The 25,249-nt window shown below is 63.2% G+C and carries 18 protein-coding genes, 1 tRNA gene and 1 pseudogene; 4 read left to right on the forward strand and 16 right to left on the reverse strand.

Annotated elements, in window-relative coordinates:
* Nucleotides 1-41: 41 nt before the first annotated feature.
* The 11 genes from ilvD to rpsL all read right to left on the reverse strand — a co-directional run bounded on the left by ilvD (nt 42) and on the right by rpsL (nt 14,014).
* A complete protein-coding gene (gene ilvD / locus B2994_RS04865; protein WP_291527249.1) occupies nt 42-1,901 on the reverse strand; it encodes a dihydroxy-acid dehydratase in 1,860 nt (619 codons plus the stop codon).
* A 63-nt stretch (nt 1,902-1,964) separates the two neighbouring features.
* Nucleotides 1,965-2,558: a guanylate kinase gene (gene gmk, locus B2994_RS04870; protein WP_291527250.1), complete on the reverse strand. Its 594-nt coding sequence runs from the start codon at nt 2,556-2,558 to the stop codon at nt 1,965-1,967.
* A 67-nt stretch (nt 2,559-2,625) separates the two neighbouring features.
* Nucleotides 2,626-3,657, reverse strand: a complete 1,032-nt coding sequence (gene pyrF / locus B2994_RS04875) for an orotidine-5'-phosphate decarboxylase (RefSeq protein WP_291527251.1) — start codon at nt 3,655-3,657, stop codon at nt 2,626-2,628.
* 23 nt (nt 3,658-3,680) lie between these two features.
* A complete protein-coding gene (carB, locus tag B2994_RS04880) occupies nt 3,681-7,064 on the reverse strand; it encodes a carbamoyl-phosphate synthase large subunit (RefSeq protein ID WP_291527252.1) in 3,384 nt (1,127 codons plus the stop codon).
* Between the two features lie 5 nt (nt 7,065-7,069).
* Complete coding sequence (gene carA, locus B2994_RS04885; RefSeq protein ID WP_291527253.1) at nt 7,070-8,275, reverse strand: glutamine-hydrolyzing carbamoyl-phosphate synthase small subunit; 1,206 nt, start codon at nt 8,273-8,275, stop codon at nt 7,070-7,072.
* Between the two features lie 54 nt (nt 8,276-8,329).
* Nucleotides 8,330-8,788 (reverse strand): transcription antitermination factor NusB, encoded by a 459-nt coding sequence (nusB, locus tag B2994_RS04890; protein ID WP_291527254.1) that lies wholly within the window; start codon nt 8,786-8,788, stop codon nt 8,330-8,332.
* 29 nt (nt 8,789-8,817) lie between these two features.
* Nucleotides 8,818-9,381 (reverse strand): elongation factor P, encoded by a 564-nt coding sequence (efp, locus tag B2994_RS04895; RefSeq protein WP_291527255.1) that lies wholly within the window; start codon nt 9,379-9,381, stop codon nt 8,818-8,820.
* Nucleotides 9,382-9,606: 225 nt separating this feature from the next.
* The gene (gene tuf / locus B2994_RS04900; protein WP_291527256.1) at nt 9,607-10,806 is read right to left on the reverse strand and encodes an elongation factor Tu; all 1,200 of its coding nucleotides are present in this window, start codon (nt 10,804-10,806) and stop codon (nt 9,607-9,609) included.
* A gap of 178 nt (nt 10,807-10,984) precedes the next feature.
* Entirely contained in the window at nt 10,985-13,111 is a 2,127-nt protein-coding gene (gene fusA, locus B2994_RS04905) for an elongation factor G (protein ID WP_291527257.1), read from the reverse strand.
* 54 nt (nt 13,112-13,165) lie between these two features.
* On the reverse strand, nt 13,166-13,636 hold the full coding sequence (rpsG, locus tag B2994_RS04910; RefSeq protein WP_291527258.1) for a 30S ribosomal protein S7: 471 nt from the start codon (nt 13,634-13,636) through the stop codon (nt 13,166-13,168).
* A gap of 6 nt (nt 13,637-13,642) precedes the next feature.
* Complete coding sequence (gene rpsL / locus B2994_RS04915; RefSeq protein ID WP_003825774.1) at nt 13,643-14,014, reverse strand: 30S ribosomal protein S12; 372 nt, start codon at nt 14,012-14,014, stop codon at nt 13,643-13,645.
* 425 nt (nt 14,015-14,439) lie between these two features.
* On the opposite strand from rpsL, the gene B2994_RS04920 reads away from it, so the two are divergent.
* Nucleotides 14,440-16,419 carry a bifunctional ADP-dependent NAD(P)H-hydrate dehydratase/NAD(P)H-hydrate epimerase gene (locus B2994_RS04920; RefSeq protein WP_291527259.1) on the forward strand — a complete coding sequence of 660 codons (1,980 nt, stop codon included), beginning with the start codon at nt 14,440-14,442 and terminating at the stop codon, nt 16,417-16,419.
* Between the two features lie 90 nt (nt 16,420-16,509).
* Here the strand turns inward: B2994_RS04920 and B2994_RS04925 are convergent, their stop codons facing one another.
* The 5 genes from B2994_RS04925 to B2994_RS04945 form a co-directional block, all read right to left on the reverse strand.
* Complete coding sequence (locus B2994_RS04925; protein WP_291527260.1) at nt 16,510-17,535, reverse strand: threonine aldolase family protein; 1,026 nt, start codon at nt 17,533-17,535, stop codon at nt 16,510-16,512.
* A gap of 107 nt (nt 17,536-17,642) precedes the next feature.
* Nucleotides 17,643-18,632, reverse strand: coding sequence for a glycosyltransferase family 2 protein (locus B2994_RS04930; RefSeq protein ID WP_291527261.1), 990 nt, complete (start codon nt 18,630-18,632; stop codon nt 17,643-17,645).
* A 115-nt stretch (nt 18,633-18,747) separates the two neighbouring features.
* Nucleotides 18,748-18,823, reverse strand: a tRNA-His gene (locus B2994_RS04935).
* 102 nt (nt 18,824-18,925) lie between these two features.
* Complete coding sequence (locus B2994_RS04940; protein ID WP_291527262.1) at nt 18,926-20,155, reverse strand: glycosyltransferase; 1,230 nt, start codon at nt 20,153-20,155, stop codon at nt 18,926-18,928.
* A 5-nt stretch (nt 20,156-20,160) separates the two neighbouring features.
* Nucleotides 20,161-21,351, reverse strand: a complete 1,191-nt coding sequence (locus B2994_RS04945; RefSeq protein WP_291527263.1) for a pyridoxal phosphate-dependent aminotransferase — start codon at nt 21,349-21,351, stop codon at nt 20,161-20,163.
* A 272-nt stretch (nt 21,352-21,623) separates the two neighbouring features.
* On the opposite strand from B2994_RS04945, the gene purT reads away from it, so the two are divergent.
* From purT to B2994_RS04960, 3 genes and pseudogenes are all read left to right on the forward strand, one after another.
* On the forward strand, nt 21,624-22,922 hold the full coding sequence (purT, locus tag B2994_RS04950; protein ID WP_291527264.1) for a formate-dependent phosphoribosylglycinamide formyltransferase: 1,299 nt from the start codon (nt 21,624-21,626) through the stop codon (nt 22,920-22,922).
* Nucleotides 22,923-23,085: 163 nt separating this feature from the next.
* Complete coding sequence (gene purC / locus B2994_RS04955) at nt 23,086-23,838, forward strand: phosphoribosylaminoimidazolesuccinocarboxamide synthase (RefSeq protein WP_291527265.1); 753 nt, start codon at nt 23,086-23,088, stop codon at nt 23,836-23,838.
* A gap of 117 nt (nt 23,839-23,955) precedes the next feature.
* Nucleotides 23,956-25,249, forward strand: a pseudogene (locus B2994_RS04960) (phosphoribosylformylglycinamidine synthase); the annotation flags it as partial.

Consider the following 25,249-nt stretch of genomic DNA (forward strand, 5'->3'; position numbering starts at 1 on the left):
TATACTTGTCAGCCCGGACCTGCCCACCACGGCCGCGAAGGCTACGCGAGGCCGGACAGCTTGTTGATCAGCTCGGGGTCTCGCGTGGCGCCCTTATCCGCCGAACGCGCGAAGGCGGCGTACGCCTTGAGGGCCAGCGAAACCTTGCGGTCGCGATGCGCCACATAGCCGTCGCCGGCCTCGAGCTCGGCCCGGCGCTGCGCAAGTTCCTCGTCGCTCAACTCGACGTTCACGGTACGCGCCGGAATGTCGATGTTGATGATGTCGCCGTTGCGGACCAGCGCTATCGGCCCCTTGCTCGCGGCCTCGGGGGCGATATGGCCGATGGACAGGCCGGAGGAGCCTCCGGAGTACCGGCCGTCGGTGAGCAACGCGACCTGCCTGCCGATGCCCTTGCCCTTGACGAAGGAGGTCGGGTACAGCATCTCCTGCATGCCCGGTCCGCCCTTGGGGCCCTCGTAGCGGATCACCAGAGCCATACCCGGCTTCAAGGTGTCGTTGAGAATGACCTCGATGGCCTGCTCCTGCGATTCGACGACCAGGGCCGGGCCGCGGAACTTCCAGATCTCCTGCGGTACGCCGGCCGTTTTCACCACGCAGCCGTCGGGGGCGAGGTTGCCGCGCAGCACGGCCAGACCGCCTTCGGTGACCGCCGGGTGATCGATGTCGTGGATGGCGCCGTTCACGCGATCCTTGTCGAGCGAATCGAACAGCGTCTCGTGCGTCCAGGGCTCCGGGGAGACGATATGCCCCGGCGCGGCGCGGAAGAAGGTGTCGGCTTCCTTGAGATGGCCGTCGCGCATGATATCCCATGCGTTGAGCTTGTCCTCGAGGCTCGGGTAATCGACTGAGTGCACGTCGCGATGCAACTTGCCGGCGCGGTCCAGTTCGCCGAGAATGCCGGTGATGCCGCCGGCGCGATGCACGTCGGAGATCTCCCAGCTGCCGGATGGACTGGCCTTGCAGATGCAGGGCACGGTGTGGCTGATGCGCTCGATGTCGTCAAGGGTGAAGTCCACGTCGGCGGACTGGGCCATCGCCAGGATGTGCAGCACGGTGTTGGTGGAACCGCCCATGGCCACGTCCATGGTCATGGCGTTCTCAAAGGCGTGCTTGGTGGCGATGGAGCGGGGCAGCACGGACTCGTCGTTCTCGTGGTAATAGCGGTTGGCGAGCTCCACGATCATCTTGCCGGCGCGCTCGAACAACTGCTTGCGGAAGGCGTGGGAGGCCAGCACGGTGCCGTTGCCCGGCAGCGCCAGGCCAATGGCCTCCGTCAGGCAGTTCATCGAATTCGCGGTGAACATGCCGGCGCAGGAACCACAGGTGGGGCACACGGTTTTCTCGTAGGCGAGCAAATCCTCCTCGGAGACGTTGTCGTCGGCGGTGGCGTACATCACATCGATCAGATCGGTGTTCTTCTTGACGGTGCCGTCGGAAAGCACCGTGGTGCCGGCTTCCATCGGGCCGCCGGAGACGAAAATCGTCGGGATGTTCAGACGCAGCGCGGCCATCAGCATACCCGGGGTGATCTTGTCGCAGTTCGAGATGCAGATCAGCGCGTCGGCGCAGTGGGCGTTCACCTGATATTCCACGGTATCGGCGATGATGTCGCGGCTCGGCAGCGAGTACAGCATGCCGGTGTGCCCCATGGCGATGCCGTCGTCCACGGCCATGGTGTTGAACTCGCGGGGGATGCCGCCGGCCTGCTTCACCGCTTCGGAGACGAGGCGGCCGACCTTGTTGAGGTGCACATGGCCCGGCACGAATTCGTCGAAGGAATTCGCGATGGCGACAATCGGCTTGCCGAAATCCTTGCCGTCGACGCCGGCGGCGCGATACAGAGCTCGGGCGCCCGCAAAGACGCGCCCGTTCATGATTTTTTCAGAACGCATTTCCATACGGACCATTCAAGCACTTGCAGAGGATACCGCTTTTGTCAATACCCAAAATGTGGAATTGCCCTAACGAAGATCGTATTCCCGCTCGATCAGCCGCCACAACTCGTCGGCCGCCTCGTTCACCGTGGTGTTCACAATGGTGACGTCGAATTCGGATTCGGCGGCAAGCTCGACCTTGGCGGTTTCCAATCGACGCGCCTGTTGTTCCGGCGTTTCGGTGCCGCGACCGACAAGGCGTCGCTTCAGCTCGTCAAAACTCGGCGGCGCGAGAAACACATAGAGCACGTCGAGCCCCAGCTCGGCCGCGCGTTCCTTGACGCGGCGGGCGCCCTGCAGGTCGATTTCGAGAATGGTCGGGACGCCTTTGGCGAGATGCTCCTCAACCGGTTTGAGTGGCGTGCCGTAATGAGCCATGCCATGCACGACGGCCGTTTCCAGGAACTCGCCGTCGGCCTCCTTGCGGGCGAACTTCCCATCGTCCATGAACCAGTAGTTCACGCCGTCGACTTCTCCCGGACGCGGAGCCCTGGTGGTGGCCGAAACGGAAACCCATACCTCGGGGTGCTTGGCGCGCAGGGCGGACTCAACGGTTCCCTTGCCCACGGCGGTGGGCCCGGTGAGCACCATCAGCCGTCCGGAGGAATGGAACGTTGTCATAATTTGCGGCTCCTTACGGTAGGGACATTACGAACAGGGAATAACGATAGCGGGACGTCTTGTCGGCTTATTCGCCGTCAGCCGCCGGATCGGAAGGCTGCCGCGTCGCGGCGGAGGACTGCTGAGCGCCGTTCCCGTCGACGGGGACGAAGGTCAATGGCGTGCTGGTTTCGGTTGCGCGGCCGAATGCGGACGATTCCTCGTCATCCTCGGCGTGATGCTCCTCAGTGGCTTCCAGCAACGCCTGACGCACATCCAGAGCGATCGACTCCGTCGCCTGGGACAGCATGGCGATATCCGGCCCGTGAGCGGCGATGAACCGGGACACCGTCACCAGCACATTGCCCGAGGTGCCACGGAACACCGTTTTGAGGTCCTTGGCTTCGGCGCCCTGCCACCCATATCCGGGAGACAGGATCGGGCCGGTGAATTTTGCCGGATCGACCCCGGAATCCTTGATCCACTGGCCGATGGTCGCGCCGATGATCAGGCCGACGGAACCCATGCCCTCAATGTCGGCATTGTGTTTCTGCGCGGTGGAGGCGATGCCGTAGGCCACGGTTTTGCCCTTGTATTCGCCGGATTGTCTGATGGCGGTCTGCAGACTCGCCCCCTCCTGGTTGGAGGTCAGCGATGCGATGAACACGCCACGGCCATTGTCCAGCGCCTCGTCGATCAGGCCGGACAGCGACCTGGCCCCGTAATACGGCAGCAGGGTGATCGCATCGGCCAGCAGAGGGGCGCCCGGCTTGAAATACGCGTCCGCGATGGCTGAAATGGTGGTGGACAATCCGCCGTGCAGACAATCCACGATGGTGATGATGCCCATCTGACGGGCTGCGTACAGCACGCGCTCGAGCGCCGCGAAGCCTCTGGACCCGTAGCGCTCGAACATGGGGGTTTGGAATTTGACCGCTGCGGCCCGTCCGTGCGCGGCCTGCAGCATGCGCATGGAGAACAGTTCGGCGCCTTCGGCGTCGACGTTATATCCCCAATCGGTCAGAATCTTACGGTGAGGATCAATGCCAACGCAGAGCGGACCATATTTGTCCATGCATTGTTTCAGACGCATTCCGAAATCGGAACGTCGCGTCTCCATTGGTTCCTCACCGTACAGATCCATCAGAAATCCCGTCTTTCCAACTCGAAGAGCTGCTTGGAGTGCTCCTGGATGCTCATGATCTGGTAATCATTGTGCTTCACGGCCTCGATGGCGAGCAGTACGGCGGAGAACTCGGTCATCGTCGTGAACTGCGGTACATCGGCCGCAATGGCGGCGGCGCGTATGGAATAGCCGTCGGAACGGGAGCCTCGCGAGTTCGGCGTGTTGAGGATCATGTCGATTTTGCCTTCCTCAACGAGTTCGACCACGTTTTTGCCCGTGGAGCCTTCCGCATGGCGCACTTCGACCGGCGAGTCGGGATCGGCGTCCATACGCGTCGAGATCTTGTCGACGATCTTGGACTCGATGCCGTAGCGACGCAGGACGGAAGCGGTGCCTTCGGTGGCCCAAATGGTGAAGCCGAGCTCGACCAGCCGGACGGCGACCATCGGCAGCTGACGCTTGTCGGTGTCGTTCACCGAGACGAACACGTTGCCATGGGTCGGCAGACCGCCTTCATAGGCGGCGAGCTGGCTCTTGGCGAAGGCGTGCGGGAAGTCGCGGTCAAAGCCCATGACCTCGCCGGTCGAGCGCATCTCGGGCCCGAGCAGCACATCGACGGTTTTGCCGACAGGAGTGCGGAAGCGCTTGAACGGCAACACGGATTCCTTCACCGCCACCTGCTGGCCGCGGTGAATGGTGCCGCCGTCGCCCTTGGGCAGCAGCAGTCCATTGGCGCGCTGGTCGGCGACGCTCTCCCCCACCATGATGCGCGCCGCGGCCTTGGCCAGCGCCACGCCGGTGGCCTTGGACGCGAACGGCACGGTACGGGAGGCACGCGGATTCGCCTCGATCACATACAGGGTGTTGGCCATGAAGGCATACTGCACGTTGATCAGACCGCGCACGTTGCATCCCTTGGCGATGGCGTAGGTGCCCTCGCGCAGGCGACGGATCTGGTCGTCGGACAGCGTGGACGGCGGCAGGGTGCATGCGGCGTCGCCGGAATGGACGCCGGCCTCCTCGACATGCTCCATGATGCCGCCGATATACAGCTCCTTGCCGTCAAACAACGCATCAACGTCGATTTCGATGGCATCCTGCAGGAACTTGTCGATCAGCAGAGGGCTGGGCAGACGGCCGGACACCACGGTGTCGGCCTGGGCCTCGTCAAGGGCGCGGTCCACGTACTTCTCAAGCTGCGCGTCGTCGTACACGATTTCCATGCCACGTCCGCCGAGCACATAGCTCGGACGCACCAGCACCGGGTATCCGATGCGATGGGCGGCCTCCAAGGCCTCGTCAAGGCTCAGCGCGGTGCCATAGCGCGGCGCGTTCATCTTGGCTTCCTTGAGCACCTGGCCGAACAGCTCGCGATTCTCCGCCAAATCGATGGACTCGGGGGTGGTTCCCAGGATCGGCACTCCGGCCGCCTTCAACCGGGCGGCGAGCGACAGCGGGGTCTGGCCGCCAAGCTGCACGATGACGCCCTTAACCGGCCCCAACTTCTTCTCGGCCTCGTAGATTTCAAGCACGTCCTCGAAGGTCAGCGGCTCAAAGTACAGGCGGTCGGACATGTCGTAGTCGGTGGACACGGTTTCCGGGTTGCAGTTGACCATGATCGTGTCATAGTCCTTGCCAAGCTCCTGCACCGCGTGCACGCACGTGTAGTCGAACTCGATGCCCTGGCCGATGCGGTTCGGGCCGGACCCGAGGATGATCACGGCTTCGCGCTTGCGCGGACGCAGCTCCGATTCGTCGGCGTAGCAGCTGTAGTAATAAGGGGTGGCCGCATCGAACTCGGCCGCGCAGGTATCGACGGTTTTGTACACCGGGCGCAGGCCATAGCTCCACCGCAGCTCTCGCACGGTGTTCTCGCCTTCGTCGCCCAGATGACGCAGATGCGCGATCTGCAGATCGGACAGACCCGCCAGCTTCGCCTTTTTCAGCAGCTTCGGGGTCAGGGTCTCCGACGCGCGCACTTCCATGGCGGTGGCGTTGATCCGCATGAATTGCTCGATGAACCAGGGATCGATCTTGGTGGCATCGAAGATCTGCCGCGCCGTGGCGCCGCCCCAGATGGCACGCTGGATCTGCAGATAGCGATGCTCGGTCGGCGTGTGAATGGCCTTGAGCAGTTCGGCGACCTCATCGGCGGAGGGCTTGTCGCCGTCCCAGTTGAAGCCCATGTGGCGCTTGTCGATGGAACGCATCGCCTTGCCGAGCGACTCCTGGAAGTTTCCGCCCAACGCCATGGCCTCGCCGACGGACTTCATCGAAGTGGTCAGCGTCGGATCGGCGCCGGGGAACTTCTCGAACGCAAAACGCGGCACCTTGGTAACTACGTAGTCGATGGTCGGCTCGAAGGAGGCGGGCGTCGACTGGGTGATGTCGTTGCGGATCTCATCAAGCGTATAGCCCAGAGCGAGCTTGGTGGCGATCTTGGCGATCGGGAAGCCGGTCGCCTTGGAGGCTAGGGCGGACGAACGAGACACGCGGGGGTTCATCTCGATGACGATGATGCGACCGTTGCTCGGATTCACGGCGAACTGGATGTTGCAGCCGCCGGTGTCCACGCCCACGCCGCGGATGATGGCGATGCCGATGTCGCGCAGCTTCTGGTACTCGCGGTCGGTCAGGGTGAAGCACGGCGCCACGGTGATGGAATCGCCGGTATGCACGCCCACGGGATCGACGTTTTCGATCGGGCAGACCACCACAACGTTATCGTTGCGATCGCGCATCAGCTCGAGCTCGAATTCCTTCCAACCCTCGATGCCCTCTTCGATCAGCACCTCGTCCGTCGGCGAATAATGGATGCCGGCGCCGGCGATGCGGTGCAGTTCCTCTTCGTCGTGCGCGATGCCGGAGCCCAGGCCTCCCATGGTGAACGACGGACGGACCACCAGCGGATAGCCCAGCTCGTCGGCGATCCTGTCGCATTCCTCGAGGCTGTGGGCGATGCGGGAGCGGGCCGACTCGGCGCCTGCCGCGTCGACGACCTTCTTGAACAGTTCGCGATCCTCGCCACGGTCGATGGCGTCCAGCGAGGCGCCGATGAGCTCCACGCCGTACTTCTTGAGCACGCCGGCCTCGCCCAGCGCCATCGCCGCGTTCAAAGCGGTCTGGCCGCCCAGGGTGGGCAGCAATGCGTCGGGGCGTTCCTTGGCGATGATCTGCTCGAGGATCGGGGTGGAAATCGGCTCGATGTAGGTCGCATCGGCCATTTCCGGATCGGTCATGATGGTGGCCGGGTTGGAGTTGACGAGGATGACGCGGATGCCCTCCTCGCGCAGCACGCGGCAGGCCTGGGTGCCGGAATAGTCAAATTCGGCGGCCTGGCCGATGACGATCGGGCCGGAACCGATCACCATCACGGACTTGATGTCGGTGCGCTTAGGCATCTACTTCACTCACCTTCCTTGTTGTGGCGCGGATTATCGCGCATAAGGTCGACGAAACGATCAAACAGGTAGGCTGCGTCGTGAGGACCGGCAGCCGCCTCCGGATGATACTGGACGGAGAATGCGGGGATATCCAGGCACTGGAGTCCCTCGACCACGTCGTCATTGAGATCGATGTGGCTGACGCGCACCCTGCCGTACTTGCCGTCGCCCCACGGAGAAGGCACCGGATCGCCTTGGGGGGCGTCAACGGCGAATCCATGGTTGTGGGCGGTGATCTCCACCTTGCCGGTGGTGAGGTCCATCACCGGCTGGTTGACGCCGCGGTGACCGAACTTCAGCTTGTAGGTGCCGAATCCAAGCGCACGGCCAAGAATCTGGTTTCCGAAGCAGATGCCGAAGAACGGATACCCGGCATCGAGCACTTCGCGCAGCAGCGTCACGATCTGGTCGGCCTCGCCCGGGTCGCCGGGGCCGTTCGAGAAGAACACGCCGTCCGGATGGAGCGCCTCCAGCTCGCTGAAGGTGACGGTGGACGGCACGACGTGCACGCGGCAGCCGCGCTCGGCCATACGATGCGGGGTCATGCCCTTGATGCCCAGATCCACGGCGGCGACGGTGAACAGCGGGTCCTTGCCCTCGAATTCGCCGCAGGGCTCGATGGTGTAGCCTTCCTTGGTGGAAACTTCGTCATACAGGCTCAGACCCGCCATCTGAGGGGTCTGCCGAACCTCCTCCAGCAGTTCCTCGACGGTTTTCGCCTTGCCCTCGGCATTGACGAGCGCATCGCCGGAAAAGATGCCTGCGCGCATCACGCCTGCGGACCGCAGATGACGCACAAGCTTACGGGTGTCGATATGAGACAGCCCCACAATGTCGTTCTTGGCGAGATCATCGTCCAGTGATCCCTTGGCGCGCCAATTGCTGACCACCGGGCTGGGATCGCGAACAACGTAGCCAGCCACCCAGATACGCTGAGATTCCGGATCCTCGTCGTTCACACCGGTGTCGCCGATATGCGGGAAGGTCTGCACAACAATCTGGCGATCATATGACGGATCGGTCAGCGTTTCCTGATAACCGGTCATGCCGGTTGCAAACACAATCTCGCCGGCCGTCTTACCGAGCGCACCATAGGGTTCTCCGACATAGACTTGCCCGTCCTCAAGGACGAGAACGGCATCTTCCGGGGAAAAGCTCAGGTTCACCATAACCCCCTAGTTCTTAAGGACATTCGTAATTACCTTAGTCGTCGGCTGGGACGCTCAGGCTGCCGAGGCCGAGCCGTCGGATTGCGCCGGTTCGGTCTTCTCTGCGGCGGCTTCATCCTTTGCCGCGCACACGGCGGACAGCAGCCCGTGGATGAAACCCGGCGCCTCGGCGTCGGACAGCGTCTTGGCCAGGATCAGAGCCTCGTCAATGGCCACCTTGTCGGGCACTTCATCATTGAACAGAATTTCCCAAGCGCCAATGCGCAGAATATTACGGTCAACGACTGCCATGCGGCGAAGCTTCCAGCTCGTCGACTTCTCATTGAGGATGCGATCAATCTCGTGCTGATGATCGGCGACGCCTCGAACGATTTCTATGGCGTAATCAGGCAGCGGGGTCTGGGCGCCAGGCTGTTCGATGCGTTCAGCAAGAAGGGACAGGAAATCCTGTCCCTTCTCATCCGCTTCGTACAACGTATTCAGCGCCCTCTTACGAGCGGTGGAACGTGCCATGTGAAGCTATTCTCCTTGCTGTCCCGAGATCAGTTCTCGCGGCCGATGTAGGAGCCGTCGCGGGTGTCGACCTTGACCTTGTCGCCTTCGTTGATGAACAGCGGCACCTGGATCTCGGCACCGGTCTCGACGGTTGCGGGCTTGGTGCCGGCGGTGGAACGGCCACCCTGCAGGCCGGGCTCGGTGTGGGTGACTTCCAGAATCACGGAAGCCGGCAGCTCAACGCTCAGCGGAGTGTCGTCATGGAAGGAGACGATGCAATCCGTGCCTTCGAGCATGAACTTGGCGGCGTCGCCGACCAGATCCTTGGAGATGTAGATCTGGTCATAGGTCTGCATGTCCATGAACACGAAGTTGTCGCCATCCTCGTAGGAATACTGCAGGTTGCGGTTGTCGACGGTCTCGAACTCAACCTTCATGCCCGCGTTGAAAGTCTTGTCCACGATCTTGCCGGACAGCACGTTCTTGATGGTGGTACGCACGAAGGCGGGACCCTTGCCCGGCTTGACATGCTGGAACTTGGTGACGGTCCAGAGCTGTCCGTCAAGGTTCAAAACAGAGCCATTCTTAATATCGTTGGTAGTCTGTGCCACGTTATTCACCTATTTTCAAACTAACTTGGGCGAACCCAAAAATCGCCTTGGCTATTATGCCATATCCCCTCTACCAAGAACATTCAGCCTGTTCGCCCGCATATCGCAAGGGTCATTGACGTTCGAGACGGCGATATGCAAGGAACCCCTTGGAATATCTCCCAAGGGGTTCCCATGCGCTACAACCGCGCGTGTGTCAGATAACCGACATTATCGCCGAGGCAATCAGTCGATGATCTTGGTGACACGGCCGGAGCCGACGGTGTGGCCGCCTTCACGCACAGCGAAGGTCAGGCCCTCTTCCATGGCGATCGGCTGGATCAGCTCGACGGTGAAGGTGGCGTGATCGCCAGGCTGCACCATCTCGACGCCTTCCGGCAGCTCGATGACGCCGGTGACGTCGGTGGTACGGAAGTAGAACTGCGGACGGTAGTTGGAGAAGAACGGCGAGTGACGGCCACCCTCGTCCTTGGTCAGCACGTAGACTTCGCCCTCGAACTTGGTGTGCGGGGTGACGGTGCCCGGCTTGGCCAGAACCTGACCACGCTCAACCTGGTCACGGTTGATGCCACGGAGCAGCAGACCGGTGTTGTCGCCAGCCTCGCAGGAATCCATGGTCTTGTGGAAGGTCTCGATGGAGGTGACGGTGGTCTTCTGGGTCGGACGGATGCCGACGATCTCGACATCGGTGTTGACCGGCAGCTGGCCGCGCTCGACACGACCGGTGACCACGGTACCACGACCGGAGATGGTGAACACGTCCTCGATCGGCATCAGGAACGGCTTGTCGAGATCGTGAACCGGGGTCGGGATGTACTCGTCGACGGCGTCCATGAGCTTCTTGATCTGCTCAACCCACTTCTCGTGATCCGGAGCGTCGTCATGCAGAGCGCCGTAAGCGGAGACGTGGATGACCGGGCAGTCGCGGTCGAAGCCGTTTTCGTCGAGGAGGTCGCGGACCTCTTCCTCAACGAGCTCGATGAGCTCTTCGTCGTCGACCATATCGCACTTGTTCAGAGCGACGAGGATCTTCGGGACGCCCACCTGACGGGCGAGCAGCACGTGCTCGCGAGTCTGAGCCATCGGGCCGTCGGTAGCGGCGACCACGAGGATGGCGCCATCCATCTGGGCGGCACCGGTGATCATGTTCTTCACGAAGTCAGCGTGGCCCGGGCAGTCGACGTGAGCGTAGTGACGCTTCTCGGTCTGGTACTCGATGTGGGCGATGTTGATGGTGATACCACGAGCGGCCTCTTCCGGAGCGGAATCGATCTGGTTGAAGTCGTACTCCGGGTTCACGTCCGGGTATTCCTCGTGCAGCACCTTGGAGATGGCCGCGGTCAGAGTGGTCTTGCCGTGATCAACGTGACCAATGGTACCAATGTTAACGTGCGGCTTAGTACGCTCGTACTTTTCCTTTGCCATGTGTGTTGGTCCTCCTGGACTCTTGTAGTTGTGTTCCCCGCGCTTGCTTCGCGCGAGGGTTCTCGCTACCTATTTACTGGGTTTCTGGGTTGTGTGCCACAGTGTGCCCTGAACCCAGTCAACGCTACAAGATTCTAGCGCTGACTGGGGACAGTGCGCGACATTGCGGCAACGCGTGTCACTCGCCGCGCTGGGCCTTGATGATCTCGTCGGAGACGCTCTTCGGCACCTCCGCATAGGAATCCATCTCCATGGTGAACACGGCGCGTCCCTGGGTCTTGGAACGAAGGTCGCCGATGTAGCCGAACATTTCGGCCAGCGGCACCTTGGCGTCAATGATCTTCACGCCGGTGCCGTCGTTCATCGAGGTGATGCTGCCACGACGCTGGTTCAGGTCGCCGATCACGTCGCCCATGTAATCCTCGGGCGTACGGACCTCGACCTTCATGATCGGTTCGAGGATCACCGGCTTGGCCTTGGGCGCAGCCTCCTTGAAGCACATGGAGCCTGCGAGCTTGAAGGCCATTTCGGAGGAATCGACCGGGTGCATCTGGCCGTCCTTGATGACGGCCTTGACGCCCACCACCGGGAAGCCTGCGAGAATGCCGGATTCCATGGCTTCCTTGACGCCAGCCTCGATCGGTCCGATGAACTCCTGCGAGATGTGACCGCCGGTGACGAGGTTCTCGAATTCGAAGGTCTTGCCATCGCTGGTGTCGAGCGGTTCGAAGTCCATGAGGACCTTTGCGAACTGGCCGGAACCACCGGTCTGCTTCTTGTGGGTGTAGCCCTGGTCGATGACGGCCTTGCGGATGGTCTCGCGATAGGAGACCTGCGGCTTGCCCTGGTTGCACTCCACCTTGAACTCGCGACGCATGCGGTCGACGATGATGTCGAGCTGGAGCTCGCCCATGCCGGCGATCAGGGTCTGGCCGGACTCTTCGTCCGTGGTGACCTGGAAGGTCGGGTCCTCTTCGGACAGCTTCGCGAGGGCGATGCCCATCTTCTCCTGGTCGGCCTTGGTCTTCGGCTCGACGGCCACCTGGATCACGGGATCCGGGAAGGTCATGGAGTTGAGGGTGATCGGGGCGTCCATGGCGCACAGGGTGTCGCCGGTGGTGACGTTCTTCAGACCCACGAAGGTGTATATGTTGCCGGCATCGGCCTCGTCCATCGGGTTTTCCTTGTCGGCGTGCATCTGGAAGATCTTGCCGATGCGTTCCTTCTTCTCACGGGTGGAGTCGAGCACGGAGTCGCCGGGCTTGACCGAACCGGAGTAGACGCGGACGAACACGAGCTTGCCGTAGAAGGGATGGGTGGAGATCTTGAAGACCAGAGCCGAGAACGGATCGGACTTCAGCGGCTTGCGGTCGATCTCGATGGACTCGTCCTTCGGATCGTAGCCCTTGATCGCGGGCACATCCTCCGGGGAGGGGAGATAGTCGACCACGCCGTCAAGCATGGGCTGGACGCCCTTGTCCTTGAAGGCGGAGCCGCAGAAGACCGGGAAGGCCTCCTTCGCGATGGTGAGCTTGCGCACGCCGTCGCGAATGTCTTCCTTCGACAGGTCGCCGTCCTCGAAGAACTTGTTCATCAGGTCATCGTCCGCCTCGGCGGCGGCCTCGACCAGCTCCTCGTGGTACTGCTGCGCCTTGTCCTTGAGGTCCTCGGGGATGTCGGTGGTGTCGTACTTCGCACCGAGCTCCTCGAGGCCGTTCCAGACGTAGGCCTTCATCTCGACCAGATCGACGACGCCGGTGAAGTCGTTCTCAGCGCCGATCGGCAGCTGCATGACGAGCGGCTTGGCGCCGAGCTTGTCCTTGATGGTGTCGACGGAGTAGTAGAAGTTCGCGCCCAGCTTGTCCATCTTGTTGATGAAGCAGATACGCGGAACGCCGTACTTGTCGGCCTGACGCCACACGGTCTCGGACTGGGGCTCCACGCCCTCCTTGCCGTCGAAGACGGCCACGGCGCCATCGAGCACGCGCAGGGAGCGCTCCACCTCGGCGGTGAAGTCCACGTGGCCGGGGGTGTCGATGATGTTGATCTGGAAACGTTCCTTGGTGTCGTGAGACTGACGCTTCCAGAAGCAGGTGGTGGCGGCGGACTGGATGGTGATGCCGCGCTCCTGTTCCTGTGCCATGAAGTCCATCGTCGAGGCGCCATCGTGGGTCTCGCCGATCTTGTAGTTCTTACCGGTGTAGAACAGGATACGCTCGGTGGTGGTGGTCTTACCGGCATCGATGTGAGCCATGATGCCGATGTTGCGGACGTGATGAAGGTCCGAAAGCACCTCTTCAGCCATTATTGTTCCTTAACTCTCTTATCGAGCTGTATGTTTGTTTCTGGCTATTCCAGACTACCAGCGGTAGTGGGCGAACGCCTTGTTGGCCTCGGCCATCTTGTGGGTGTCCTCACGACGCTTCACGGAAGCGCCCAGACCGTTGGAGGCATCGAGGATCTCGTTCGCCAGACGCTCGGCCATGGTCTTCTCGCGACGGGCGCGGGAGAAGTCGGTGAGCCAGCGCAGGGACAGCGTGTTGGCGCGGTTCGGCTTGACCTCGACGGGCACCTGGTAGGTGGCGCCGCCGACTCGGCGGGAACGCACCTCGAGGGACGGACGAATGTTGTCGAGGGCGCGCTTGAGCACGGCCACCGGCTCCTGATCGGTCTTTTCCTTGACCATATCGAGGGCGGAGTAGACGATGTCCTCGGCGATGGACTTCTTGCCGTCGAGGAGGATCTTGTTGATCAGCTGCGCGACGACGGTGGAACCGTAGATGGGATCGGGCAGCAGGGTGTGCTTCTTGGAGGGTCCTTTACGAGACATAATCTATTACTTCGCCTTCTTTGCTCCGTACAGGGAACGACCCTGCTTGCGGTCCTTAACGCCCTGGGTGTCGAGAGCGCCACGCACGATGTGGTAACGCACACCCGGCAGATCCTTCACACGGCCGCCGCGCACGAGCACGATGGAGTGCTCCTGCAGGTTGTGGCCCTCGCCCGGAATGTAGGCGGTGACTTCGATGCCGGAGGAAAGGCGCACACGGGCAACCTTACGGAGAGCCGAGTTCGGCTTCTTCGGGGTGGTGGTGTAGACACGGGTGCACACGCCGCGACGCAGCGGGCTGCCCTTCAGAGCCAAAGTCTTGGACTTCTTCGGCTTCGGCGAACGTCCCTTGCGGACGAGCTGTTCAATAGTAGGCAACTTGAATTCTCCGATTCAGTGATTCTTCTTAACTGCGAGGCCGCCGCACTGCCGCCTCGCCCCTCCGAAGACCGAAGCCATGCGCGGTTGCGCACGCCCCAATCGGAAAAGACAGCCCAGCCCACCGGCCCGATGGCCCATTCCCCTCTCGCCGCCGCATTACTGCGCGCGATTCACACGGATCATGGGATATCCCGCTCAACCTGCCTGTTACATAAGGCCTGCCAGCGGCACACACAACGATTACAATATCACGACCCCTGACAAACGTGTCGCCCCGAGCGTCACACGGCCTGCGAACGCCCCCGGCCACCGTCATCGGAATGCCGCGGTCCGCGGGAAGACGAAGATAAGGCATCCCGACTACAGTGAGAACCGAACGGTACCTACCACTTGGACCTCGAATCCGGGAAGGGGCAGTCACCATGATGTCGACGCTATTTGACGAGGGGCGCATGGAATCGGAACGAAAGGTCACCTGCGCATATTCCGCCGATCAGGTTCGCGCCATGGAGCGTCCGCTGCTCGACGACGGCGTGCCGCTGATGCGCATGGCGGCCGCGGCGGCCGCGCACACCGCACTTGCCATGCTTGCCAGGCGCCCGGACGCCCCCGACCTCGAGGAAACCCACGTGCTGCTGCTGGCCGGATCGGGCGACAACGGCGGCGACGGGCTGTTCGCCGCCGCCCAGCTCGCCGGGCGCGGGGCGCAGGTGACGTGCGTGGCCGTCGGCACCGCCCTCCACACCGCGGGACTACGGGCATTGCAATACGCCGGGGGCCAGGTGATCGCGCTGGATCCCCGTGCGGACATACCCGGCGTCGTCGCCCCCCGCTCCAGCGCCGAAGCGGCTGAGACCTTCGAACGCGTCATCGATCTCTATGATTCCGCCGAACTCGTCATCGACGCCATGACCGGCATCGGACTACGGGGGGCTCTGCATGGCATTCCCGCCCAGCTGGCCGCGGAAGTGGGGGCCGACGCCGAATTACCGGGCGGCATCGCCAAGCCGGTTGACGAATCCTTCGGCGACTACCCTCTGGTGCTGGCCATCGACACCCCGTCCGGCGCCGGCGTGGATGACGGCACACTGCCCGGCGCGTATATTCCAGCCGACGTGACGACGATGTTCGGCGCGTTGAAGCCCTGCGCGCTCCTGCCTCCGGCCGCCTACGCCTGCGGCCAGATCGTGGCGGTGGACTTCGGCTTCGACACAGACGGGGTCTCCCCCGCCGTCGAAGCCGCGTCGCTGGCGGGCTGCGCCCGGAGCATCCGGCTGCCCCGCGTCAGCGACACCAAATATTCCCGAGGGGTGGTGGGTCTCGTCACCGGATCCGACGCCTACCCCGGCGCCGCGCTGCTGTCTTCAACGGCCGCCGCGCGCGCGAACATCGGCATGGTGCGCTATGTGGGCCCGAGAAGAGCGGAGAATCTCATACTCGACAAGCTGCCCGAAGCGGTGCTGGGCGAGGGACGCTGCCAGGCCTGGGTGGTGGGATCCGGCGTGCCGGACGGCGATCACGCCGACGACGAGGATGCGCAGCGCGACGCCATTCGCCGTCTCCTGGCGCCCTACGAGGTGACTGCGCCCGCCGAATGGCCGTCTCCGGAGGATCTGGCCGCGCTTGACCCCGAGGCTCTTCCCGACTCGCCGGACGAGGTGCTGAGCCTTATGAGACCGCATTATGACGATGGGCAGGAGCTGCTGCCTCCGATTGTGGTGGACGCCGGGGCCCTGGACCTTTTGCCCGCCCATGTGCCGCCGCAGGTGGTGATCACCCCGCATGCCGGCGAACTTGCCCGGCTGCTGCGCTCACGCGGCGAGTCGCCGAGTGCGCGGGACATCGAGACGGATCCGCTCGAATGGGCGTTATGCGCCTGGGAACTCACCGGCGCCACGGTGCTGCTCAAAGGGGCGGTCACCGTCGTTGCGGGCACCGGCGCATTCAACCGGCCCACGGTGACGGTGTGCGGCAGGGCCCCCGCCTGGATGTCCACGGCCGGGTCCGGCGACGTACTTGCCGGATCGCTCGGCGCTCTGCTCGCCCAGCACGGCGACGAAGACGGAAAGCCGCCCCTGCCGCAGGACATGCCCCGGCTGGTGGCCGCCGGCGCCTATATCCACGCGCTTGCCGGCCGGATCGCGTCCGGCTCGGACCAATGCGCCCTCGGGCGAATCATTCCCTATAGCGAGGAAGGCGACCGCCTCGTCGAACTGATGACGCCTCTCAGCGCACGATACCATGCGAACACGCCCCTGGGCGTGCTTGGCAAGCCGATCACCGCGACGGATATCGCCGATCAGCTGCCGACGGCCTATGGACTGCTGGCTTCGCTGTACGACGACCATATCGGCGACGCCGGCGACGCCGATGACACCGATGACGGGGATTTCGACGACTGACCCCGACCAATCCCGCGCCACAATCCCCGCGCCATCCGAAAAGCCCATGGGCGACGACGGCCACACCGCCGAAGCCCGTCAATCCGGCGTCTACAGCAATGCGATCAGCTGGTCCACATGCTCGGGCGTGGTGGCCCAGCTGGTTGCGATGCGCACCACGGTGTGCGTGGCGTCGCTTTTCTCCCAGAAGCTCAGGCGCACCCGCCTGCCCAGCTCCTCGTAACGCTCATCGGGCAGGTTCACGAAAATCTGGTTGGTGGCATTGACCAGCGGCATCTCGTAGCCCTTCGCGATCAGCGCCGCACGGATGCGATCGGCCTGCTCGTTGGCGTTGCGGGCGATGTCGGTATAGAGATCGTCGGTGAACAGGGTGTCGAATTCCAGTCCAAGCAGGAAGCCTTTGGCCAGCAATGCGCCATGGCGCTTGACGATGGTGAGGAAGTGCTCGGGCATGTTGCGGTGGGTGAACACCACGGCCTCGCCCATCAGCGCGCCGACCTTGGTGCCTCCGATGTAGAACGCGTCCGCGATGCGCGCCATATCGGGCAAGCCCACATCGTTGGCCTTCGAGGCGAGACCGTACCCCATGCGCGCGCCGTCGACGAACAACGGGATGCCGTGACGATGGCAGGCGTCGGCGACGGCCTCGAGCTCGGCCTTGGTGTAGAGGGTGCCGTATTCGGTGGGTTGCGAAATGTAGGTCAGTCCGGGCCATACCATGTGGTCGCGGTTGTCGTCGGCGAGAAAGACATCCAGGTACTCATCGAGTTCAGAGGCGTCGATCTTGCCGTCATGCGAGGGCAGAGCCAGCACCTTGTGGCCGGTCGCCTCGATGGCGCCCGCCTCATGCACATTGACATGACCGGTTTCGGCAGCCACCACGCCCTCGTATTCTGCGAGCATGGCGTCGATGACCACCTGATTGGTCTGCGTGCCGCCGACCAGAAAGAAAATCCGGGCATCCTCGTCATCGCAGGCCCTGCTGATCTTCGCCTTGGCGGACTCGCACACTTCGTCCGAACCATAGCCTGGATATTGGTCCATATTCGCGGCGATCAGACGCTCGAGAATCTTCGGATGGGCGCCTTCGGAATAGTCGTTTTCAAATGACAGCATTGCGTTCCTCTCACAGATTGTGCGTTGCGGGCCGAGGGATCCGGCTGCCCGGACCCGTCGATCCGCCGGGGATCAGTGTTTCAGCCGGGACCGACGAGTCGGACGGCTCAGCCGCGATGGAAGGTGCGGATCAGCTCGATGGTCCTGCCCACGCCTTCGGGCAGTTTGTCGCTGCCGCCCAGCTCGGACAGGAATTCGTCGACGCGCTCCCGGTATCTGCGCAACGAGTCCGGATCGAGCTTGAGCCCGTACAGCAGGCTCTGCCGTATGTTCTCCGGTTCGATATTGCCGAGAAACGACAATGTCTGCAGCGCCATGAATCCCAGCAGCTCGGGATGACGCCGTTTGATGTATTCGGCCCTGTCGTGCGCGGCCTCAAGCCAATCGCCCATCATCTCCGCGTTGAACCCGCGCATGATCGACCCCGACCGCAACCGGTAGTGGTACAGGGTTTTGGGAATGCGCACCACCTGATGGGACTCGCCGATGACGTTGCAGATACGGGCGAGGTCCTCGATCTTGCGTCCCACGGGGAATGAAAAATCCTGATTGCGATAAATCGACGCCGACGCCATGAACGCCCAGAAATAGCCCTCGATGTCGAACTGCAGCTGCTTTCTTAATGCTTCGTTGGGCGTCAGCTGCTGAACGTCGGCATAGTCGTTCTGGCGATATTGGGATTTCAACGGCTGCCCAAGCTCCCCGATCGTGTCGAAACGGAACATCACCAGATCCGCGCCATATTCGGACACCGTGTCCATGCATGACGCCACCAGATCCGGTTCGATCAGATCGTCGGAGTCCATGAAGTACCAATAGTCGCCCGTCGCCGCCGCCATGCCGGCGTTGCGCGCGGCGGACAGCCCCGCGTTGGTCTGGTGGATGACGTGAATCCGCGAATCCCTGCGCGCCCATGCGTCGCATATCGCCGGGCAACCGTCCGGGGAGCCGTCATCCACCAGAATGATCTCCAGGTTGCCCCACGTCTGCGCCGCGACGCTGGCCACGGCGGCGTCAAGATACCGCTCAACGCCATATACCGGCACAATCACGCTGACCAGAGGGCACGACCCGTTCACGCCTTCGAATTCACTCATAAATCCACCATACACAAGCATCGCGCACCGCACATCGCACACTGCGGGCCGTAAACGCGAATTCCCTCCCGACCAAACGACCGGGAGGGAATTCGCATGGGTGACATATCCCATATGGGGTGGATAACGCGGCTCGAACGCGCGACCTGCTGAACCACAATCAGCTGCTCTACCTGCTGAGCTATATCCACCATAGCTGCGTTGCAAGCAACAGATGGATACTATACATGACCCGGCGAAAAAGCTCTACTCGCGTGTCGCACAGCATGTCGCGTCACGCGCAACGGCCCCTCTCAGACGACGCCTCCGCGAGAGGGACGAATCTCATCAGACGACTGGCGCCGCGCGTCGGCGATGGCCTCGCGTTCCATCGCGACGAATTCCCTGACGCACGATTCGACGGAATAGTGCTCTCGCGTGTGTTCGGCGTAGCGGTCTCCCCATGAGGCGAGCTCCCGCGGATGGTCGAGCCACCAGTCAATGCGGTCGGCGAGCGCGGCCACGTCTCCGGCCGGGAACAGGGATTCCTCGGTCAGCGCGAACTGGCTGGCCGCCGACAGTCCGGATTGCGCGATAACCGGCACCAGACCGGAGGCCATGCCTTCGATGACGCTCAGCGACTCGATGTCAACGATCGAGGGATGCACCAGCAGATCACAGGAGCGCAGGAATGCGGGCATGTCGGCGTTGCGGTGGAATCCGATGAAGCTGGGACGAGGCAGCAGCCGCCTGGCCTGGCGTCTCAGATACCGCTGGCGCGGTCCGGTGCCGGCGATGTGCAATTCGATGCGCTCGGCATGCCGGCACTGGGACACCGCGCGGATCAGGGTGATGTGGTCCTTCTCCCTGGCGAGTCGGCCCGAGGCCACCACGCGGATGGGCAGCGATGCCCCCTCACCCGGCTTGCGTTGCGTTTTCGGAGTGAACCGCGGCGAATACCCGTTGGAAATGACGTGGAGGCACCCCCCGTAGCCGTGCGCGCGCAACTGGCTGGCGATCATTTCGGTGGGTGTGTGAATGTGGTCGATATGCCGATATAGCCAGTGCTTGAACAGCCAGTACAAAAAGCCGTTGACGCCCGGGACCCAACGGAGCGGACCGGCGTTGTAGCTAACGTTCTCGGGTTGCAGATGGAATCCCGCCGTCACCGGGATACCCATGTCGCGGGCGATTTTGTACGCCCGTCTGCCGAAGGCGAAGGGCAGGTAGAGATGCACCACGTCGGCGCCGGCGAAAGCGGTGCGGAAGAGGGTGTCGGAGGGCGCCGCGAACTGCATGTGCTGTTTTTTGGCCACCCACGTGACCAGCGGCACGTGGTTCTCCCGAGCCGGATATTCCCTGCTGCCCAATCCGACGAGGCGAACATGGTGTCCCTGGCGTGTAAGTTCACGCGCGTACTGCAGCGCCGAGTTGGAGGTGCCGTTGCCTTTGGTTCCGATGGTGTCCATCACCAGTACGATCGTCAGCGGTCGACCGTCGTCACGGGCGATGCGTCGGACTTCTTCCTCGTCGTTCTCAAGCATGAACCTTATGCTACCGCAGCGAGCCTCCTGACCGCCTTGGCGAGGTCCCCCTCAGGCCTGAGCAGGCTGAGCCGCACGTATCCCTCGCCGGATGCTCCGAAGCAGGATCCCGGCATAACCGCCACCCCGGCGGTGTGCAGCAGAAAATCGGCATAGTCGTCCGAGCTGCCGTGGCCATCCGGCACCTTCATCCATGCAAACAGGCCGCCATGCGAGGGAAACACCGTGTAGCCGGCGGCCACCAGCCCCTCGTGCAGGACATCGCAGCGCCTCTTATAGCGGGCGGCCAGCGACGGCACCGACGATTGGTCGGAGGCAAGTGCCGCGGCGCCGGCGTCCTGGATGACCGACGAGGCCAGCACGGTGGTCTGGCGATGCACGGCCTTGCATCCCGCCAGTACCTCGGCGTTGCCGGCGATGAACCCGCCCCGCCAACCGGCCACCATATACATCTTCGACAACGAGCACAGTTCGACCGCCACGTCAAGCGCGCCGGGCGTCGTCAGCAGGCTGACGGCGGGCTGCTCGTCGAATCCCAGACCGGCGTAGGCGAAGTCATTCATCACGACGAAATGGTGCCGTTTGGCCAGCCGGACCGCGTCGGCGTAGAGCTCGGGGGTGGCCGCCGCGCCGGTGGGGTTGTTCGGATAGTTGAGGATCAGCAGCTTGGCCTGATCGAGCAGCGCCGGGTCCACGGCGTTGAGATCCGGCAGGAATCCGTGCGCGGCATCGGTGGGAATGGTGACGAACCGCCCCTTGGCCACGGCGGTCGATCCCTCGTACTGCGGATAGAAGGGATCGACGGCGAGCACCGTATCGCCCTCATCGATCAGCGCCTCGATCACCACGCTGATGCCCACGGAGGAACCGGCCGTGGCCAGCAGCTGGGTGGACGCGTCGAGCTCCACGCCGTGCTGCCGCCGATACCAGTCCGCCGCGGCGGCGAGAAAGTTGGGTTTGCCGTCAAACGGCGCGTACCGGTAGTCAGCCTGCTCGTAGGCGGCCTTGGCCAGCGCGTCCTTCATGAATTCGGGAGGCTCGCCGTCCGGGTTGCCCTTGGAAAGGTCGATCACGTCCTCACCTGCGGCGATGGCCGCGGCGACGCTCGCATCGGCTTCGGCAAAGGGATTGCCCGGCAGGGCGTTCGCCCGCTTGGAAATCAACGACGCGATCGACGAAGCGGCTACGTCACTCATACGTTCTCCCTCCCCATGGCATCAGCCATCTCATACAATTACAATCCCGCGGCATCCCCGATTAACGTCAATGCCGGCCGAATCCCACATATTCGACCGGCATTGGTTGGCAATAAGGCAGTACGCGCGTACCGTTGGCCCGGTCCGGTTGTGCCCGTCCGGTAACGCCCACTGTAGGCCGGTCATGTTTCCTCCGACGCGGCGTGGCTATAGAGGTTGCTTATGATGCGCTACCGGCGGGTGAGGATGAGGCGAACAGTACAATTGGCCCCATGAATGACACGACCGTGACCTCATCCGCATACGATTCGACATCGACCCCCGCCAACCGCGCCCTGGGCGCGCCGTTGGGCGGGCATCCCACACGCGTGCTGTTTCTTGGGGCGGGCGAGCTTGGCAAAGAGGTGATCATCGAGCTGATGCGCCTCGGCGCATGGGTCTGCGCGGCGGATTCCTACGCCGGAGCGCCCGCCCAGCAGGTGGCGCACGACTATCGCGTCCTCGACATGGCCGACGCGAATAAGCTGCGAGCCCTGTTCGACGACGTGCGGCCGGACATCATCGTGCCCGAAGTGGAGGCGATCGCCACGTCGGAGCTCGCCGACGCCGCAGCGCGCGGCATCCAGGTGGTGCCCAGCGCCGAGATCGCCGCCATCTGCATGGACCGCGAACGTCTGCGCGTGCTGGCGCACGAGGATCTTCATCTGCCGACCACGCCGTACCGCTTTGCCGGCTCCCCGGAGGAGCTGCGAGAAGGCGCCGAGCTCGTGGGCTATCCGTGCGTGGTCAAGCCGGTGATGAGCTCGTCCGGTCACGGGCAGTCCGTGGTGCGCGAGCCCGAAGCGATCGGCGCGGCATGGGTGGAGGCGCAGGAGGGGCGTCGCGCGGCCAATGAAGGCGATGTGTCCCGTGTGATCGTGGAGGCCTTGGCGCCGCTGGATTACGAGCTGACCGTGCTGACGGTGAGCTCGTCGGCCGGCGTGGTTGCCTGCGCGCCGATCGGCCAGCGGCAGGAGTCGGGCGACTATCGCGAGTCCTGGCAGCCTGCTGCCGTGTCCGCCGACGTGCTCGACCGGGCCGGCCGCATCGCCCGCACGGCGGTCGAGGGGCTGGTCGCCAAGGCCAGGTCGGCCGGAGAGACCGGCTGGGGCGTGTTCGGCGTCGAGCTCTTCGTTCTGAAGGATGGCTCGATCCTCTTCAACGAGGTGTCCCCGCGCCCCCACGACACCGGCATGGTGACGATGGTCTCGCAACGGCTCAGCGAATTCGCGCTGCACGCCCGCGCGATCCTGGGATTGCCGGTCACCGAAGCACATGTCGCGCTGTCGCTGCCGGCAGGCGGTGCGGCGGCCAGCCACGCCATCGTGGTGACGGGCGACGGCGAGGCGGTGTTCTCGAACGTCGCCGCCGCGCTGGCCGAACCGGGCACGGACCTGCGCATCTTCGCCAAGCCCGAGGTCCACGGCCACAGGCGCATGGCGGTGTCGCTGGCGATCGGGAACGACGAGAAAGAGGCGCGTGCCAAGGCGGCGCGTGTGGCCGATACGCTCGATATCGCCGTCGAACAATGATCTCCGCCTAAGGCGGGGGCCGAATCGGTCAGGCACCGGCATCAAGCGGGCCCGTGGTTTCCGGCAAGTCGGACCACGGGCCTGTTGTATCAGGCGGTTGGTAGCCTTGATAGACGTAATTCACCGGTTATTTCGTCCTCTTCGAAGGCAGGAAAGGCGATTCATGGAGAAGTTGGAGAAGCTCTACGAGGGCAAGGCCAAGCAGCTGTACGCAACCGACGATCCGGAGGTGCTCTGGGTCGAATACAAGAATTCCGCGACCGCGGGCGACGGCGAGAAGAAGGAAGATTTCGCCGGCAAGGGCCGTCTGAACAACCTCATCACCACGATCATCTTCGACCTGCTGAAGAAGCGCGGCATCGACAGCCACCTCATCGCCCGCGTCAACGACACCGCCCAGCTGGTGAAGAAGGTCAAGATGTTCCCGCTGGAGATCGTGCTGCGCAACACCGCCGCCGGCCACTTCTGCTCGCGTCTCGGCGTCGAGGAGGGTCTGCCGCTCAAGGAGCCGGTGCTCGAGTATTTCATGAAGAACGACGATCTGCACGATCCCTTCGTGAACGACGACGATCTGGTGGCCCTGGGCGTGTGCACCCGCGAGGACCTCGCCGAGATCGCCCCTCTGGCCCGCAGGATCAACGAAGCCCTGATCGAGATCTTCGCGAAGATCGACGTGAAGCTCGTCGATTTCAAGATCGAAATGGGACGCACCTCCGACGGCAAACTGCTGCTGGCCGACGAGATCACGCCTGATTCCTGCCGTCTATGGGACCAGCGCGATCACTCCGGCAAGGTGGAGCATCTCGACAAGGATCTGTTCCGCCGCAATCTGGGCAGCATCATCCCGGCCTACGAGGAGATCGAAAGCCGCCTGGCCGACCTTGCCAAGTCCGAAGGCATCGAAGTTTCCGCATGACGTTTTCGCAGCCCGCATCCGACGTTCCGCTCCGGATGCGGGCTGCGTCTTTTTCTCCGCAATTCCTGCGATTGCATTGATACATCCTCAACAAGCCCCTCTTTCAAGGAGTTGACCATGGTTTTTCGCGTATACGTGGAAAAGAAACCCGGTTTTGACGTCGAAGCGCAGCAGCTCGACAACGAACTTACGACCATTCTTGGCATCAAGGCGCTGAAGAACGTCCGCATTGTCAATCGTTACGACGTGGAAGGCATCAGCGAGGAGCTGTTCAGGCGGGCCACGCCGACCGTGTTCAGCGAGCCGCAGGTGGACGACGTCTCCGCTGATCTGCCCGACTTCGGTTCCGCCGCCGTGTTCGCCGTGGAATATCTGCCCGGTCAGTTCGACCAGCGCGCGGATTCCGCCAGCGAATGCATCCAGCTGATCTCCCAGGGCGAACGCCCGACCGTGCGCTCGGCCAAGGTGTATGCGCTGGAGGGCGATCTCTCCGCGGCCGACGTCAAGGCGATCAAGCATTACGTGATCAACCCGGTCGAGGCCCGCGAGGCTTCGCTGGACACGAAGACCACGCTGAAGACCCAGGTGCCGACGCCCGGCAGGGTCGAGGTCATCGACGGTTTCCGCACCATGAGCGACGCCGAGCTCAAACAGTTCATCAAGGACCGCGACCTGGCCATGGACCTGGCCGACCTGCAGTTCTGCCGCGAGCATTTCACCGAGGAGCATCGCGATCCGACGATCACCGAGATCAAGGTAATCGACACCTATTGGTCCGACCATTGCCGCCACACGACGTTCGGCACGCAACTCGACGAAGTGACAATTGACGACGCCGCCGTCAAGGCCGCGTTCGACAAGTATCTTGAGATCCGCCACGAGCTCGGCCGCGACAAGAAGCCGGTGTGTCTGATGGACATGGGCACGATCGGCGCGAAGTGGCTCAAGAAGAACGGCATTCTGAGGAACCTCGACGAATCCGAGGAGATCAACGCCTGCACCGTCAAAGTGAAGGTGGACGTGAACGGCCACGACGAGGACTGGCTGTTCCTGTTCAAGAACGAGACGCACAACCATCCGACCGAAATCGAGCCGTTCGGTGGCGCGGCCACCTGCATCGGCGGCTGCATCCGCGACCCCCTGTCCGGCCGCTCCTACGTGTACCAGGCGATGCGCGTGACCGGTGCGGCGGACCCGACCGTTCCGGTGTCCGAAACGCTGGAGGGCAAGCTCCCCCAGCGCAAGCTCGTCACCACGGCGGCCGCGGGCTATTCCTCCTACGGCAACCAGATCGGCCTGGCCACCGGCCAGGTGGACGAGATCTACCACCCCGGCTATGTGGCCAAGCGCATGGAGGTCGGCGCGGTCGTGGCCGCGACGCCGGCCGACCACGTGCGCCGCGAGACCCCGG

It is taken from the genome of Bifidobacterium sp. UBA744 (assembly GCA_002298605.1).
In the GTDB taxonomy this organism is placed as follows: domain Bacteria; phylum Actinomycetota; class Actinomycetes; order Actinomycetales; family Bifidobacteriaceae; genus Bifidobacterium.

Excerpts from the sequence above, each read along its gene's own strand:
- ilvD (WP_291527249.1), bottom strand. The coding sequence starts at position 1,901 with ATGGAAATGCGTTCTGAAAAAATCATGAACGGGCGCGTCTTTGCGGGC.
- gmk (WP_291527250.1), bottom strand. The coding sequence starts at position 2,558 with ATGACAACGTTCCATTCCTCCGGACGGCTGATGGTGCTCACCGGGCCC.
- pyrF (WP_291527251.1), bottom strand. The coding sequence starts at position 3,657 with ATGGAGACGCGACGTTCCGATTTCGGAATGCGTCTGAAACAATGCATG.
- carB (WP_291527252.1), bottom strand. The coding sequence starts at position 7,064 with ATGCCTAAGCGCACCGACATCAAGTCCGTGATGGTGATCGGTTCCGGC.
- carA (WP_291527253.1), bottom strand. The coding sequence starts at position 8,275 with ATGGTGAACCTGAGCTTTTCCCCGGAAGATGCCGTTCTCGTCCTTGAG.
- nusB (WP_291527254.1), bottom strand. The coding sequence starts at position 8,788 with ATGGCACGTTCCACCGCTCGTAAGAGGGCGCTGAATACGTTGTACGAA.
- tuf (WP_291527256.1), bottom strand. The coding sequence starts at position 10,806 with ATGGCAAAGGAAAAGTACGAGCGTACTAAGCCGCACGTTAACATTGGT.
- fusA (WP_291527257.1), bottom strand. The coding sequence starts at position 13,111 with ATGGCTGAAGAGGTGCTTTCGGACCTTCATCACGTCCGCAACATCGGC.
- rpsG (WP_291527258.1), bottom strand. The coding sequence starts at position 13,636 with ATGTCTCGTAAAGGACCCTCCAAGAAGCACACCCTGCTGCCCGATCCC.
- B2994_RS04920 (WP_291527259.1), top strand. The coding sequence starts at position 14,440 with ATGATGTCGACGCTATTTGACGAGGGGCGCATGGAATCGGAACGAAAG.
- B2994_RS04925 (WP_291527260.1), bottom strand. The coding sequence starts at position 17,535 with ATGCTGTCATTTGAAAACGACTATTCCGAAGGCGCCCATCCGAAGATT.
- B2994_RS04930 (WP_291527261.1), bottom strand. The coding sequence starts at position 18,632 with ATGAGTGAATTCGAAGGCGTGAACGGGTCGTGCCCTCTGGTCAGCGTG.
- B2994_RS04940 (WP_291527262.1), bottom strand. The coding sequence starts at position 20,155 with ATGCTTGAGAACGACGAGGAAGAAGTCCGACGCATCGCCCGTGACGAC.
- B2994_RS04945 (WP_291527263.1), bottom strand. The coding sequence starts at position 21,351 with ATGAGTGACGTAGCCGCTTCGTCGATCGCGTCGTTGATTTCCAAGCGG.
- purT (WP_291527264.1), top strand. The coding sequence starts at position 21,624 with ATGAATGACACGACCGTGACCTCATCCGCATACGATTCGACATCGACC.
- purC (WP_291527265.1), top strand. The coding sequence starts at position 23,086 with ATGGAGAAGTTGGAGAAGCTCTACGAGGGCAAGGCCAAGCAGCTGTAC.